This is a genomic window from uncultured Granulicatella sp. (assembly GCF_963528195.1).
In the GTDB taxonomy this organism is placed as follows: domain Bacteria; phylum Bacillota; class Bacilli; order Lactobacillales; family Aerococcaceae; genus Granulicatella.
The window spans coordinates 72,698-87,732 of the sequence record NZ_CAURVN010000004.1 but is presented as its reverse complement, the minus strand read 5'-3'; the positions used below and the strand labels follow the sequence as shown (position 1 = coordinate 87,732).

General features: G+C 32.3%; 13 protein-coding genes and 1 pseudogene. 10 read left to right on the top strand and 4 right to left on the bottom strand.

What is annotated here, in order from left to right; translation table 11 throughout:
- The 3 genes from RWR88_RS02505 to RWR88_RS02495 form a co-directional block, all read left to right on the top strand.
- A partial coding sequence (locus RWR88_RS02505) for a helix-turn-helix transcriptional regulator (RefSeq protein ID WP_314450513.1) occupies nucleotides 1-182 on the top strand: 182 nt, incomplete at its 5' end.
- Nucleotides 183-218: 36 nt separating this feature from the next.
- Entirely contained in the window at nucleotides 219-1,034 is an 816-nt protein-coding gene (locus RWR88_RS02500) for an abortive infection family protein (protein ID WP_314450510.1), read from the top strand.
- Between the two features lie 30 nt (nucleotides 1,035-1,064).
- Nucleotides 1,065-3,596 (top strand): DEAD/DEAH box helicase, encoded by a 2,532-nt coding sequence (locus RWR88_RS02495; protein WP_314450508.1) that lies wholly within the window; start codon nucleotides 1,065-1,067, stop codon nucleotides 3,594-3,596.
- 35 nt (nucleotides 3,597-3,631) lie between these two features.
- On the opposite strand, the pseudogene RWR88_RS02490 reads toward RWR88_RS02495, so the two are convergent.
- Nucleotides 3,632-4,147 (bottom strand): annotated as a pseudogene (locus tag RWR88_RS02490) (endonuclease); the annotation flags it as partial.
- Between the two features lie 92 nt (nucleotides 4,148-4,239).
- Between RWR88_RS02490 and RWR88_RS08690 the strand changes: the two are divergent.
- Nucleotides 4,240-4,344, top strand: a complete 105-nt coding sequence (locus tag RWR88_RS08690) for a helix-turn-helix domain-containing protein (RefSeq protein ID WP_369011004.1) — start codon at nucleotides 4,240-4,242, stop codon at nucleotides 4,342-4,344.
- A gap of 184 nt (nucleotides 4,345-4,528) precedes the next feature.
- Here the strand turns inward: RWR88_RS08690 and plsY are convergent, their stop codons facing one another.
- The gene (plsY, locus tag RWR88_RS02485) at nucleotides 4,529-5,128 is read right to left on the bottom strand and encodes a glycerol-3-phosphate 1-O-acyltransferase PlsY (RefSeq protein WP_314450506.1); all 600 of its coding nucleotides are present in this window, start codon (nucleotides 5,126-5,128) and stop codon (nucleotides 4,529-4,531) included.
- 173 nt (nucleotides 5,129-5,301) lie between these two features.
- On the opposite strand from plsY, the gene parE reads away from it, so the two are divergent.
- Both parE and parC read left to right on the top strand, forming a co-directional pair.
- Nucleotides 5,302-7,350, top strand: coding sequence for a DNA topoisomerase IV subunit B (gene parE / locus RWR88_RS02480; protein WP_314450504.1), 2,049 nt, complete (start codon nucleotides 5,302-5,304; stop codon nucleotides 7,348-7,350).
- 1 nt (nucleotide 7,351) lies between these two features.
- Nucleotides 7,352-9,808 (top strand): DNA topoisomerase IV subunit A, encoded by a 2,457-nt coding sequence (gene parC, locus RWR88_RS02475; RefSeq protein ID WP_314450503.1) that lies wholly within the window; start codon nucleotides 7,352-7,354, stop codon nucleotides 9,806-9,808.
- 155 nt (nucleotides 9,809-9,963) lie between these two features.
- Here the strand turns inward: parC and RWR88_RS02470 are convergent, their stop codons facing one another.
- Together RWR88_RS02470 and RWR88_RS02465 are read right to left on the bottom strand one after the other, a co-directional pair.
- A complete protein-coding gene (locus RWR88_RS02470) occupies nucleotides 9,964-11,157 on the bottom strand; it encodes a putative glycoside hydrolase (protein ID WP_314450502.1) in 1,194 nt (397 codons plus the stop codon).
- Between the two features lie 7 nt (nucleotides 11,158-11,164).
- Complete coding sequence (locus RWR88_RS02465; protein WP_314450500.1) at nucleotides 11,165-11,797, bottom strand: YkyA family protein; 633 nt, start codon at nucleotides 11,795-11,797, stop codon at nucleotides 11,165-11,167.
- Nucleotides 11,798-12,080: 283 nt separating this feature from the next.
- Here RWR88_RS02465 and lspA point away from each other — a divergent pair, with 283 nt between their 5' ends.
- The 4 genes from lspA to rpsB all read left to right on the top strand — a co-directional run bounded on the left by lspA (nucleotide 12,081) and on the right by rpsB (nucleotide 14,933).
- Nucleotides 12,081-12,545: a signal peptidase II gene (gene lspA / locus RWR88_RS02460; RefSeq protein WP_314450498.1), complete on the top strand. Its 465-nt coding sequence runs from the start codon at nucleotides 12,081-12,083 to the stop codon at nucleotides 12,543-12,545.
- A gap of 1 nt (nucleotide 12,546) precedes the next feature.
- On the top strand, nucleotides 12,547-13,440 hold the full coding sequence (locus tag RWR88_RS02455) for an RluA family pseudouridine synthase (protein ID WP_314450516.1): 894 nt from the start codon (nucleotides 12,547-12,549) through the stop codon (nucleotides 13,438-13,440).
- A 12-nt stretch (nucleotides 13,441-13,452) separates the two neighbouring features.
- The gene (gene pyrR / locus RWR88_RS02450; protein WP_314450496.1) at nucleotides 13,453-13,995 is read left to right on the top strand and encodes a bifunctional pyr operon transcriptional regulator/uracil phosphoribosyltransferase PyrR; all 543 of its coding nucleotides are present in this window, start codon (nucleotides 13,453-13,455) and stop codon (nucleotides 13,993-13,995) included.
- Between the two features lie 167 nt (nucleotides 13,996-14,162).
- On the top strand, nucleotides 14,163-14,933 hold the full coding sequence (gene rpsB / locus RWR88_RS02445) for a 30S ribosomal protein S2 (protein WP_314450495.1): 771 nt from the start codon (nucleotides 14,163-14,165) through the stop codon (nucleotides 14,931-14,933).
- The last annotated feature ends 102 nt before the right edge of the window (nucleotides 14,934-15,035 follow it).

The window sequence follows — 15,035 nt, the reverse complement described above, 5'->3', positions numbered from 1 at the left end:
AAAAACTAATTGATTTAGATATGACAAATAATGAATTGATGGAAAAGGCAAAAGTAAGTAAAAGCACATTTTATAAAATGAAGAATGGGCAATATGTAACTATGGATGTTTTGCTTAGAATTTGCAACACATTGGATTGTGATATTGAGGAAATAGTAGAGTGCATTAAGTTCAATTCTTAATATAAGTTGGAATAATTTAATGAACTGGAGGAATTTATGATTAGTTATATTGAAAGAACATACTTTAATGATTTGTTAAATAGAGGTGGGTATGTTTTAGATTTTTCTACATATAGATTTGATGAATTCACATTGAATAGTGTAGGAATAGCTTTGTGTGAGACATATAATTTATCGAAGGGTAAGTCATTAAATGAATTTATAAATGAAGGAGATAATGATAAGGTAGTAAAATTATTGGATAATTTACTGGAATACTATGAAGTGAGATATTCCTTAGAAATAGAATCAGATGATAGAGCTTATAGCGGAAGCACATACAAATCTCTTTATGATAAGTGTAAGGAAATTATTGAAAGAGAAAAACAAAATTCTAAGAAATTTTCTAAAGTATCAGAAGAGTTAAAGAAAAAATTTTCTAGTAAATATATGAATCAGCAAATAGATTTGATGGTAGCAATGTGTAATGAAAATCCGACAGAAGCAATAGGAAAATCAAAAGAATTACTAGAAAGTTGTTGTAAAACAATCATTGAAAGCACTGGTGAAATTATAAAAGATTCAATAAAAATGGGACAGCTTGTAAAACAAACTCTAAGTTCATTGAATATTCCCAATAAAGGCGTGGCGATGGATTTAGAAGAAGAAAAAATTGTGAAACAAATTACAGGTAATCTTAATGGTTTAAGTAGTGGAATAATTGAATTAAGAAATCATTATGGAAGTGGACATGGTCGTTCTGCAAAATTTAATGGATTAACAAAACGACATGCAGAATTATCTGTTGGGGCAAGTATAACTCTTGTTCGTTATTTATGGGATACATTTTTATTAATAAATGAAAATAAATGAGAATGATAAAATTAAATGGAGGTATTAAAAATGGTCGATTTTAAGAAAAAAATTGCTTTAAAATGTAAGTCAAAAATTACCAATCCTATTGATTTATATAATACGCTTGATAGAAAGAGTATTGCTGGTCCTTTGAGACCTGTTCAAGAATATGCTTTGAATGAGTGGTATAACAATAGAAAAGATGAAAGAGATCTTATTGTAAAGCTACATACTGGAGAAGGAAAAACTTTAATTGGTTTGTTAATGCTACAATCAGCACTTAATTTAGGAGAAGGACCTTGTGTATATGTTTGTCCAAATATTTATCTAGTTAAACAAGTTTGTGATGAAGCAGAGAAGTTCGGGATTCCATTTTGTGTTATAGATAGGAATAACACTATTCCGAATGAATTTTTATCAGGTGAAAAAATACTAATAACTCATGCACATAAAATATTTAATGGGAAATCAATTTTTGGAATAGGTAATAACTGTACAAAAACAGGAACAATTGTTTTGGACGATTCTCATGCGTGTATAGATGTATTAAAGAATTCGTTTACTGTAACTATAAGCAGGAAAAATAATGAAACCATTTACAATAAGATACTAACGGTATTTTCAGATGATTTAATAGAACAGGGAGAAGGAAGTTATTTAGATATTAAAGCAGGAGAATATGATACTTTTATGATGGTTCCTTATTGGGCGTGGAATAGCAAAAGGATGGAACTGTTATCTATCCTATCTGAATATTCTTCAATAGACGAAATTCAATTTGTGTGGCCATTGATGAAAGATAGAATAATAGAATATTCATGCTTTGTATCAGGAAAAAGAATTGAAATTTCACCGTATAGTGTTAATGTTGAGCAATTTGGAACATTTTCAAGAGCTAATAGAAGGATTTTAATGTCTGCAACTACTCAAGAAGATATTTTCTTTGTCAAAGGATTAAATTTTTCAAGTGATGCAGTAACTAATCCAATCGTATATCCCAAATTACGATGGTCTGGTGAAAAGATGGTATTGATGCCATCGTTAATAGATGAGACCTGTGATAGAGATTTAGTTGCAACTAAATTTGCATCGATGAATACTAAGGAATTTGGAATTGTTGCTATTGTTCCAAATACAAAAAGAGCTACTTATTACAACAAATTAGGCTCAAAATTTCCTAATAATAACGAAGAATTATTTTCTGTGATTGACGATTTAAGAAAAAGTAAATTTGGAGAAACTGTTGTAATAAATAATAGATATGAAGGCATTGATTTACCAGATGAAAGCTGTAGAGTTTTAATAATGGATTCTATGCCATTTCTAAATAACTATTCCGATAGATATGAAGAAAAATGTTGTCCTAATAGCGAAATTATAAATAAAAAAATAGCACAAAAGATTGAACAGGGAATAGGCCGAGCTGTTCGTGGAGAAAAAGACTATTGTGCTATCCTTGTGATAGGCTCTGATATAGAGAAATTTATGAGAGGAGTCTTAACAAGGAAGTATTTTTCATCTCAGACTCAAAAACAAATAGAAATTGGTTTTGAAGTTGCTAAAATGGCAAAGGAAGATATTAGAGAAGATGACCAACCTATAAAGCAAATTGTTTCACTAATAAATCAAATTTTAAAAAGGGATGAAGGTTGGAAAGAATATTACACGAGTGAAATGAACGAAATAGTTCAAGAGAGTGTAGAAAATAGAATTTACAAAAGATATGCAGAAGAAAATGAATTAGAAAAAATATTTTCTCAAGGAGAATATGAACTTGCTGTAGAAAGGACACAAAAGTTTATAGATAATTTCATTAGTGATGATCTAGAAAAAGGGTGGTATTTGGAGCAGATGGCAAGATATGCTTATATGTATTCAACAGAAAAATCTGAAACATTTCAAAGATCTGCATTTAGAAAAAATCCTCATTTATTAAAACCAAAAGATGGGATTGCATATTCTAAAATCTCTTTTTTGGATGAAAATAGAATGATTAATTTCAAAAGAAATATTAGTAAATATGATAGTTTTGAGGAATTTAATCTTTATATAAATGAAGTAATAGAAAATCTTTCTTTTGGTATTGCTGCTGAAAAATTTGAATCTGCATTAAAAAAATTAGGTGAAATTTTAGGTTATGTTAGCCAACGACCTGACAAAGAAATCAGAAAGGGACCAGATAATTTGTGGTGTGTTTCGCAAAAAAAATATGTATTTTTTGAGTGTAAGAGTGAAGTGGATGAAAATCGAAATGCCATAAATAAGTCTGAAGCTGGGCAATTTAATAATCATTGTGGTTGGTTTAAAGATGAATATGGAGAATTTGTTGATGTTTTACGTATAATGATTATTCCGACCAAAAAATTAGCATATGATGCAGATTTTAATGAAAAAGTTTTTGTGATGAGAAAAAATGGGTTGAAAAAACTAAAGGATAATTTGAAAAAATTTGTAAATGAAATTAAAATATACGAGTTGAATTCGTTATCGGATGAAACAATTCAAAATTACTTCAATACGTACAAATTAAATGTTGAAGATTTTGAAAAAAATTATATTGAAGATATATACCATTTATAATAGTGTGGTTGGAATAGTAGAGATGGAGGAGAAAACTATCTCTCTATCTCCTTACCCATATAAATCCCATAATTTTTTCGTATCTTGTAAAGCTCTTCCATAGTCGATTTTGAGGAAGAATACTCCTGCATAATAGTATTCTTTTTTTCTTGTAATTTATTAAGCTCAGCTAAATTATCCTTTGAATTTGGAAGCTTGGAATAAGACTTTTTTAAGTTCAGAAAGAGCGTTTCCTAGAGGGGGATCTGAGCTTTGTATTCCTCGAAAAATGCCCTATCAGACGGATTCACCTTATATTTTTTGTAATAGGCACGATATTTTTGACAATATGAACTTGCTCCATCGTAGTGGATAAACTGTTCCATTTCCTTATCAATAACCTTGATTTTATCCTGTAAATTTTGCCTTTCATCGGCTGCTTTTTGGATGTACTCATCAAGTTGCTTAATGGATTTAATACCTTGTTCTCTGAGAAAGATAACAGACTCAGCTATTGTGTTAAGGTTATGTTTGGTTGCCCAATATTTGTAGCCTTTGCTTTCTTTTACTTTAATAAAGGTTAAGTGAATATGTATCCATATTTACAAATAGCATCTGTGATAAGAGCAACTGTTTTAAGAGGTAAGTATGTACCGGTACAATAATGCCTCCCATAAGGACTTTAGCAGAGAGGGAAGAATGTAATCCTGCAACCGTCCAAAAAGCATTAAAAGTTCTTGAGAAACAGGGGTTGATTGTTAGTCATTGAAGTTGAAGGGAACTCAAAAAGTTTGACTTTTTTTGTGTATTCGAAATTTTTAGTAGAAAAATGTAAATATAAAAGATAGGAAGAAAATTTTTTGTAGTGAAAGTCATGAGACCCGCTGAAGAGGCTACTGGCGATCTCACAAACAAAAAATATTTTTCATCCTATCTTTTTTTACGTTTTTAAATTATTTATTACGCTTAAAAATATCAACTTTAGGTTCTGTACCATTTAAAATTCTTTGAATATTCGTACGGTGTCGATAAATAATAAAAATATCAACAATTAGAGCAATCGTTGTTAAAACCATATCTTGGAAGTAAAGCGATGCTAGTACACCAATAGAAATAGTGACCATACTTGAAAAACTTACCATTTTAGAAATCCCTAAAATAATAACAAATAAAAATAAACAAGGAATGAGCAATTCTGGTTTATACGCTAAAATAATTCCTGCAAAAGTAGCAACAGCTTTACCACCCTTAAAGTTTGCAAATAACGGATACGTATGACCAATTACAGCAAATAACGCAATAATCAGTGGGGAAACTCCATGTAAATCCATCTGTTTTAACAAAAGAACACTAATCGAACCTTTTAAAAGATCCATCAGTAAAACAATACTTCCTGCTTTTTTACCAAGAATTCTAAAAGAATTTGTTGCTCCTAAATTTCCACTTCCGTGTTGTCTAATATCAATTTGAAAAAACTTACGTCCAATCCATAATCCAGAAGGAATGGATCCTAATAAGTATGCCATCGTAGCACCTAAAACAATGGATAGCATAAATCTGTATTTCTCCTTTATCTGTTAAATTTAAATTATACTCACTGATTATAGCATAATTTTAAAAAATTAGTATGATTTTAAAGGGAGATAGGAAGAATTCTTGCAATATTTGAAAAATTAAGTATGATAGAGTAGATATGTTTTATAAATAGGAAGAAGGAGAGTCGTGAATGAGTAAAGTCACTAACCAATATAATGATGATTCAATTCAAGTATTAGAAGGCTTAGAAGCCGTTCGAAAACGTCCAGGGATGTATATCGGTTCAACAGACCATCGTGGATTGCATCATCTTGCCTATGAAATTGTCGATAATGCAGTCGATGAAGCTTTATCTGGATATGCAAGTAAGATTGATGTCACAATTCATAAAGATGGCTCACTATCTGTTAGAGATAATGGGCGAGGAATGCCAACAGGAAAACATGCTTCAGGAATTCCAACGATTCAAGTTATTTTTACCGTTTTACATGCTGGTGGTAAATTTGGACAAGGTGGATATAAAACATCTGGAGGACTTCACGGGGTTGGGGCCAGTGTAGTAAATGCCTTATCTGATTGGTTAGAAGTTGAAGTATTACGAGATGGCGTCTTATATACTCAAACATTTAAAACAGGTGGAGAAAAAGTTAGTTCGATCAAAAAAGAAAAAACGAATCGTAAAGGTTCTGGGACAACTGTTCGTTTCTTACCAAGTGAACATATTTTCTCAACAATTGTTTGGTCGTATGAAACATTAGCGGAACGTTTACGTGAATCTGCATTTTTATTAAAAGGATTAACCATTACATTAACGGATGAAAGAACAGATAAAAGTGATGAATTTTGTTATGAAGAAGGAATTCGTAATTTTATTCAATATTTAAATGAAGAAAAAGATACTTTATCTCCAATTGTAGATTTCAATAGTACGATTGATGGAGTAGAAACAGAATTTGCCTTCCAATACAATGATGGCTATTCTGAAACGATTTTATCATTTGTTAATAATGTCCGTACCAAAGATGGTGGTACTCACGAAGTTGGGATGAAAACTGCCTTAACAAAAGCTTTTAATGAATATGCTCGTAAAGTTGGTTTATTAAAAGAAAAAGACAAAAATCTAGAAGGTAGTGACGTTCGTGAAGGGTTAACTGCGATTGTTTCATTACGTGTTCCTGAAGAGATTTTACAATTCGAAGGACAAACAAAAGATAAATTAGGAACTCCTGCTGCAAGAAGTATTGTCGATAATACGATTTTTGAACAACTAGGCATCTTCTTAACAGAAAATGGTGAAATTGCTCAAGAATTAATTCGTAAAGCTCTAAAAGCAAGAGAAGCCCGTGAAGCGAGTCGTAAAGCAAGAGAAGAAAGCCGTAATGGGAAAAAAGGCAAGAAAAAAGAAACCCTTCTATCTGGTAAATTAACACCTGCTCAAGGGAAAAATCCTAAAAAGAATGAAGTGTACTTAGTAGAGGGAGATTCTGCTGGCGGTTCTGCAAAACAAGGACGTGACCGTAAATTCCAAGCAATCTTACCATTACGAGGAAAAGTTATTAATACCGAGAAAGCTTCTCTATCAGACATCTTAAAAAATGAAGAAATTAATACAATCATTTATACTATCGGTGCTGGAGTAGGGAATGACTTTAATATTGAAGATTGTAATTACGATAAAATTGTCATTATGACCGATGCGGATACCGATGGTGCTCATATTCAAGTGTTGCTATTAACATTCTTTTACCGCTATATGAAACCATTAATTGAAGCAGGAAAAGTTTATTTAGCGTTACCACCATTGTTCAAGATTTCAAAAGGAACTGGTAAAAAACAAGTCGTAGAATATGCTTGGACTGAAAAAGAATTAGAAGAAAAAATTAAAAAGGTTGGTAAAGGATATTTACTACAACGATACAAAGGTCTTGGGGAAATGAACGCAGACCAATTATGGGAAACAACGATGAATCCTGAGTCCAGAACACTAATTCGTGTTGTAATCGATGATAAAGCACAAGCGGAACGTCGTGTAAGTACATTAATGGGAAATAAAGTTGAACCACGTAGAAAATGGATTGAAAGTCATGTGGAATTTAGCTTAGAAGATGGAAAGAGTATTTTAGAAACAGAAGGTCATTTAACAGTGAATGAACAGCCAAAAGTTTCGAAAGCTACAAAAGAAGATGTAAATTCTCCATCATCTGTTGAACAATTATCACTATTAATGGAGGAGGAATAATATGAGCTTGCAACAAGATATCCAAGAGTTAAATCTTGAAGATGTAATGGGCGATCGCTTTGGACGTTATTCCAAATATATTATTCAAGATCGTGCCTTACCAGATATTCGTGATGGATTAAAACCTGTACAAAGACGTATTTTATATGCGATGTTTGTAGAAGGAAATACGAGCGAAAAACAATTTAGAAAATCTGCTAAAACGGTTGGTAATGTAATTGGTAATTATCATCCTCATGGTGATTCATCTGTTTATGAAGCGATGGTGCGTTTAAGCCAAGATTGGAAATTAAGAGATGTTTTAGTAGAAATGCATGGGAATAACGGTAGTATGGACGGAGACCCTGCTGCTGCCATGCGTTATACGGAAGCTCGTTTATCAAAAATTTCTGAAGAATTATTACGTGATTTAGATAAAAAAACGGTTGATTTTGTATTAAACTTTGACGATACAGAAGAAGAACCAACTGTTTTACCAGCTCGTTTCCCGAATTTACTAGTCAATGGTGCTACGGGAATTTCTGCTGGTTATGCAACTGAAATTCCAACGCATAATTTAGGGGAAGTCATTGATGCAACAATTCATACCATTGATCATCCTAAAGCAACGGTTAAAGAATTAATGCAATTTGTAAAAGGACCAGATTTTCCAACTGGAGCGATTATTCAAGGGATTGATGAATTAGAACAAGCGTATGAAACTGGAAAAGGAAAAGTGGTAGTACGTTCTAAAACATCGATTGAATCCATTAAAGGTGGAAAGAGTCAAATTGTTGTCACTGAAATTCCTTATGAAGTGAATAAGGCATTATTAGTGAAGAAGATTGATGAAATTCGTCTAAACAAAAAAATCGAAGGTATAGCTGAAGTAAGGGATGAATCAGACCGTACTGGATTACAAATTGTAATTGAATTAAAGAAAGAAGCAAATGCTGAAGGGATTTTAAATTATTTACTTAAAAATACCGAACTTCAAATTAATTATAATTTCAATATGGTGGCCATTGATGCTAGACGTCCAATGCAAGTTGGATTGAAGAAAATTTTAGATTCTTATATTGCTCATCAAAAAGAAGTCATTACAAAACGTACACAGTTTGACTTAAATAAAGCGCAAGATCGTTTGCATATTGTAGATGGTTTAATGAAAGCTTTATCGATTTTAGATGAAGTTATCGCATTAATTCGTAATAGTAATGATAAAAAAGATGCAAAAGAAAAATTAGTCGAAACCTATGATTTTACGATGACTCAAGCGGAAGCAATTGTCAGCTTGCAATTATATCGTTTAACGAATACAGATATTACCATTTTACAAGAAGAAAAATTGGACTTAAATGAACGTGTAGCGACTTTAACAAGTATTTTAAAATCGGAAAAAACGTTATTACAAGTGATGAAGCAAGAATTACGTGAGTTAAAGAAAAAATATGCGACAACTCGTTTAACAGAAATTCAAGCTGAAATTAAAGAAATTAAAATCGAAACAGAGATTTTAATTCCGGAAGAAGAAGTGTATGTAGTAGCTACAAAACAAGGATACTACAAACGAGTTAGTCCACGTTCGTTTGCTTCAAGTGCTCCTGAAGAGAATGGATTGCGTGAAGGGGACGAAGTTTTACTAGTTCAAAAAGTATCAACGTTAGATAGTTTAGTGTTATTTACGTCTAAAGGGAATTATTTACATTTACCAGTTCATGAAATTCCTGAAGCGAAATGGAAAGATGTAGGGCATCATTTAAGCCAATCGATTTCTCTAGCGACTAACGAAATTATTTTAGCCGGCATGGTGAAAGAAAAAGATAGTAATGATGCTTACCAAGACTGGACAGTTGTATTCTTTACAAAAGAGGGTCTTGTAAAACAAACTGCTTTGAATGAATTTAATACGTATCGAGGCTATAAAACTCGTACAAGTAATGCGATTAAGTTAAAAACTGCTACAGATGAAGTGGTATCGATTGAACTCGTTCCAAATCAAGAACAAGAAATCTTTATTGTAACGCATTGTGGGTTTGGATTACGTTATGAGTTAAGTGAAGTTCCAGTTGTTGGGACTGTTGCAAGTGGGGTTAAGGCGATTAATTTAAGAAAAGATGATTTTGTTGCTGGAGCAATGGTATATAGTCCAGAAACTAAAGTCGTTTCAGCTTTCTTAGCGACTCAACGTGGAGCGGTGAAACGTTTCAATGTGTTGGAAGTTTCAATGCTTACAAGAGCTAAGAGAGGATTAATGGTTTTAAGAGAATTGAAGAGTAATCCCCATCGTGTGGTTTATTTAGATGGCAATATTACTTCGAAACAAGAATATGTTATTGTATCGACAAATGGAGAAATGAAAGATATTCGTCCAATGGACTTAAGTTTAGTGGATCGTACAAGTAATGGTTCAGCATTGTTGAATGATGCGGATGGATTAACGAAAATGGTCTTGAAGAAGTTTGTATACAATGTTTAATAGACTTTCTTGAAATAGTAGTATTAGGACGCTAGCAACTTCGCGAAGCGAAGTTCATAGCTAAATTTTGAGCCTTAGTCTCAAAATTTCCTGTATAGAAAGTCTTTGGGGTATAAAAAAGACAGAATCAATTTTGATTCTGTCTTTTCTTTGTCTTAAAAATCAATTTCTGTTGAATATTGACTGGCTGCGTTCCATAGTAAATATTCTTTAATTCCAGCTTCTTTTAAAGCTTTAATTTCTTGACTAATTACATCAGCTGTATACAATTGGAAGTTTCCTTCTCCTAAATAATCAGCTGTGAATGCTTGAATCCATGGTCTTGAAGTAGGAGATGGATTTAATTCTTTTACATATCCATTTTCAATTTTCATATATTGAGTCACAATATCATATGGTTGCTTGTCTGGATCTTTTACCCCAAAAGCTCCATTTACCCAGTGACTTGGGAAAATCATTGGAGAAATCACATCTACATGATCTGCGATATTCGTGAATTTTTGACCGATTCCACCAATTTTAGAAGCAGTAATCGCATGCGCTAAAATATCGGCAGAAAGGTGAACACCATATGGTTTTAATTTTTCACGAACGAATGATACGAAATCAGTAACTGCAGCGATACGTGCTTCATCCATATCTGTATAATCACTATAATCACCTAAATCGTAATCTAAGTATTTTTCTACTAATTCAAATCCAAGAGGGAAACGAACATAGTCTAATTGAATATCTTTAAATCCTGCTTTAGCAGCACCTACTGCAATTTCAGCAATGTATTCCCAATTTTCTTTTAGGAATGGATTTAAGAAAGCTTCACCTTCATCATTTTCCCAAACAGTACCAAATTGTGTACGGAAAGTTAAATCAGGATTTTGGTAAGGAACTAAGTGGTCCCCAAAACTTACGATTCGAGCAATTGGATAAATTTGATGTTTTTCCAAAGTTTTCAGTAATTGTTTTGTGTCTGTAATTTCATTAACAGTATTGTTTTGGATTGTTTGATTATCGGTTTCTAAAGGCATTGTAATTTTACCATAACCATCTCGAACATCCACGACAACAGCATTAATGTCTGTTTTGTCTACGTAACGAACTAATTTATCTAGTTCTTCACCTTTTGCTCTAAAAGCTTGTACATAAATTCCTTTTACACCGTCTTTGGGATATGGAATATTAATGCCAGAATCATAACTACTAGTTGTAGGGAAGTTTACTGGAACTTTTAATAAGCTAGAGGTTCTTAATGTTAACTTTTGTGTTACTTCTTCTTCAGCACGAACAGATTGGAAGAGTAGAACAACTATTCCTAGAAGAAGAACACGCATGATTCTTACGATTTTTTTCATCAGCATCTTACTCCTTTCTAGCATTTAAACGAGCTTTTAAGATACGGATTGGTTTATCGATTGCAGAAAGAGGCTCATTAATTTCTTCTAGAATCTTTTGACGTTCCAATGCCGCTTCGTTTAATTCTTTAATTTTATCTTTCAAATCATCTTTAGATAATTTATTTCCAGATATTTCAACAAAGAACTTTTGCTCATTATTCAATTGTTCTTCAGATTTTTTAATATAATCTGTTATACTTTCGACAATTTTTTGCAAGTTTGAACTTACAATTTTAATTTCAACACTTGGCAAGTCCTTGTCTTGTAAATTACTAAGGTGAGACGCATCGTCACGAATCACTTTTAAAGATTTAGTAATTTGTTTTTGAATATCTTTTCTTTGTTGCAGATTATCAAAAACTTTACCTTTTTTCTTAGCGTAATTTGCTAGAGTCGAATCATCAGCGATATCATCTTCCCAATCACTTTGCAAATTGGCTTCAAAAGTTTGGATGTTGTTTAAATGATCAACAACCACAGGTAAGGTATCTTGTACTTCTTGAACAGTTTTTTCAGCACTCTTCTTTGTATTAGAGCAGGCTGCAAATACTAGCAAACTTGCACTAATCAAGAATACCTTCGTTGCAATTTTTTTCATAACGCACTCCTTACTTTGAGGCTGCATTCTTATTGAATGCGCGCATCTTAATTTATAGACACACAAATTACTTTGTCATTATACAGTTTTTTTGTGAAATATACAAATTATTAACTGATTTGATAGGTTTTTCATGTGAAAATGGGGCAAAATTAGGTGGAATTTAGTAAAAAACGAGATTTTTGATTCCAATATTGAAAGAATTAAAACTTCTGTTCTCTTGTTTGACGAAGAATAGTAGAATAGGTACAATAGAGGTAACGAGAGTAGAAAGAGGTATTTTATGATTATTTATTTATTTTTAAGTTTATTATTTATTGTGGCTGACCAAGTGATGAAATTTTGGATTGTTTCTAATTTTGCTTTGCAAACAGGACAAGAGTTAATACCTGGAATTGTAAAGCGGTTTTATATTCGTAATACGGGAGCAGCATGGGGGATTTTAGCAGGACAACAATTCGTATTTTATATTATTACTGCTTTTGGTGTTTCTGCTATTTTATATTTAATGTTTCAAGAAAAAGGTAAATCAAAATTCGCATTAACAACTTATAGTTTGTTATTAGCTGGAGCATTAGGAAATTTTATTGATCGTGTTCGTTTAGGATATGTTGTGGATATGTTTCAATTAGAATTTATTGATTTCCCTATTTTTAATATTGCGGATATTTGTTTAACAGTTGGGGTAGCAGCCTTATTTTTATATATTTTAATTGTAGAAAGAAAGAAGGAAAAAAGTGGAAAATAGTATCATTCAATTACAATTATCTTTAGAAAAAAGTGAAAGATTGGATAAAATATTAACAAAAGAATTATCGCATACGCGTTCAGTCATACAACAATGGTTAAAATCAGGATTTGTTTCTGTTAATGGGGAAGTAGTCAAAGCTAACTACAAAGCAAAAGATGGCGACCAAGTAACGATTCAAATTGAAGAAGAGGAAGAATTAACGGTTCTTGCAGAAAATATTCCATTAGAAATAGTTTATGAAGATGAACATTTATTAGTCATTAATAAACCAAGTGGAATGGTAGTTCATCCGTCAAAAGGTCATTCAACTGGAACTTTAGTGAATGCATTGCTTTACCATGTGGATCAGTTATCCAAGGGTTCTGAATCATATCGTCCAGGAATTGTTCATCGAATTGACAAAGATACATCTGGATTACTAGTAGTTGCAAAAACGCCAAAAGCTCATGTTGGCTTATCGAATCAATTAATGGATCACTCAATGACTCGTAGTTATGTTGCAATTGTAGAAGGAAGTTTTGAACATATTACCGGTACAGTTGATGCACCGTTAGCAAGAGATCCACATAACCGTTTAAAACGTTGTGTTCAAAAAGAAGGTAAAGAAGCGATTACTCATTTTACAGTGATTCAAGCTTTAAAAGAGGCAAGTGTTTTACGTTTAAATTTAGAAACGGGAAGAACGCATCAAATTCGTGCTCATATGGAATTCATTCATCACCCAATTTTAAATGATCCAATGTATCATCCAAATGGAAAAAATGCTACAGAATTTGGTCAATATTTACATGCTGAAACTTTAGGATTTGTACATCCAATCACTCAAGAAAAACTTTATTTTGAAAGTCCATTACCAAAAGAATTTGAAGAAAAAATTCAAGAACTACAGTAGAGGAGTATGGATATGTCAGAAATATTCTTATTAGATGAAGCGACAATTAATCGTTCAATGACTCGAATTTCTTATGAAATTATTGAACAGTATAAAACAGTTGAAGATTTAGTACTCGTAGGAATAAAGACTAGGGGAGTACATATTGCTAAACGTCTTCAAAAGAAAATCGAATCGATTGAAAATCAACCAATCCTACTTGGAGAAATTGATATTACTTTATACAGAGATGATCGTCACGAACCAGATCCAACCATTGATCCAGTGATTAACGGAACAAACATTCCATTTTCGTTAAATGGAAAAAATGTTGTATTAGTAGATGATGTCATTTTTACAGGAAGAACAGTCCGTTCAGCATTGAATGCTTTAATGGAATATGGCCGCCCAAAAACGATTAGTTTAGCAGTATTAATTGATCGTGGTCATCGTGAATTACCGATTCGACCAGACTATATCGGTAAGAACATTCCAACTTCATTATCGGAAGAAATTTTAGTGAAATTACATGAAGTGGATGATGAAGAATGCGTTAAACTAAAAAAAGTAAAATGACCGTATCAAAATAGTTGCATTCTAATAGAGATTAGTGTAATATAACTAACGGTATAAAAACCATATTTCACACCTAATTGGATGATAAGGGTGGTGCTTAGGAATAAGTACCCTTGTCGATGAAAATTGGGGAGGAAAAATAAAACCAAAATTGGAGGAAAACAAAAATGGCAGTTATTTCAATGAAACAATTGTTAGAAGCTGGTGTACATTTCGGTCACCAAACACGTCGCTGGAACCCTAAGATGAAGAGATACATCTTCACAGAAAGAAATGGTATCTATATCATCGACTTACAAAAAACCGTTAAATTAGTGGACGACGCATACAACTACTTGCGTGAAGTTGCTCAAGACGGAGGTATTGCTTTATTCGTAGGTACTAAAAAACAAGCACAAGATGCTGTTAAAGATGAAGCAATCCGTACAGGTCAATACTATGTTAACCATCGTTGGTTAGGTGGTATGTTGACTAACTGGGATACAATCCAAACACGTATCAACCGCTTGAAAAAAATTAAAGAAATGCAAGAAGACGGTACATTCGATTTATTACCTAAAAAAGAAGTTGGCGTTCTATTAAAAGAATTAGACAAACTTGAAAAATACTTAGGTGGTATTAAAGATATGCCACGCATTCCTGATGTAATGTTTATCGTTGACCCTCGTAAAGAACGCATTGCAGTTCAAGAAGCTCACAAATTAAACATTCCAATCGTTGCTATGGTTGACACAAACTGTGACCCTGATGAAATCGATGTTGTTATTCCATCAAATGACGATGCTATCCGTGCGGTTAAATTAATCGTAGCTAAAATGGCTGATGCATTCGTTGAAGGTAACCAAGGTGAAGACGTAGCAGTTGACGAAGAAGACTTAGATAAAGATACTTCATTAGAAGATATTGAAAAATTAGTTGAAGGCGACAACGCTGAATAATCACTAACCAGTAGGCTGTTTGGAATCGAAAAAAATCTTTCATCCAAACAGCTTTTTTTAAAAAATAATATTTGTAAATTTTTATAATTTAGGAGGAAATTG

What these genes read in the sequence shown, in the direction of transcription:
- RWR88_RS02470 (WP_314450502.1), bottom strand. Translation starts at nt 11,157, where the DNA reads ATGAAAAAAATCGTAAGAATCATGCGTGTTCTTCTTCTAGGAATAGTT.
- parE (WP_314450504.1), top strand. Translation starts at nt 5,302, where the DNA reads ATGAGTAAAGTCACTAACCAATATAATGATGATTCAATTCAAGTATTA.
- RWR88_RS02495 (WP_314450508.1), top strand. Translation starts at nt 1,065, where the DNA reads ATGGTCGATTTTAAGAAAAAAATTGCTTTAAAATGTAAGTCAAAAATT.
- plsY (WP_314450506.1), bottom strand. Translation starts at nt 5,128, where the DNA reads ATGCTATCCATTGTTTTAGGTGCTACGATGGCATACTTATTAGGATCC.
- lspA (WP_314450498.1), top strand. Translation starts at nt 12,081, where the DNA reads ATGATTATTTATTTATTTTTAAGTTTATTATTTATTGTGGCTGACCAA.
- RWR88_RS08690 (WP_369011004.1), top strand. Translation starts at nt 4,240, where the DNA reads ATGCCTCCCATAAGGACTTTAGCAGAGAGGGAAGAATGTAATCCTGCA.
- parC (WP_314450503.1), top strand. Translation starts at nt 7,352, where the DNA reads ATGAGCTTGCAACAAGATATCCAAGAGTTAAATCTTGAAGATGTAATG.
- RWR88_RS02500 (WP_314450510.1), top strand. Translation starts at nt 219, where the DNA reads ATGATTAGTTATATTGAAAGAACATACTTTAATGATTTGTTAAATAGA.
- rpsB (WP_314450495.1), top strand. Translation starts at nt 14,163, where the DNA reads ATGGCAGTTATTTCAATGAAACAATTGTTAGAAGCTGGTGTACATTTC.
- pyrR (WP_314450496.1), top strand. Translation starts at nt 13,453, where the DNA reads ATGTCAGAAATATTCTTATTAGATGAAGCGACAATTAATCGTTCAATG.
- RWR88_RS02465 (WP_314450500.1), bottom strand. Translation starts at nt 11,797, where the DNA reads ATGAAAAAAATTGCAACGAAGGTATTCTTGATTAGTGCAAGTTTGCTA.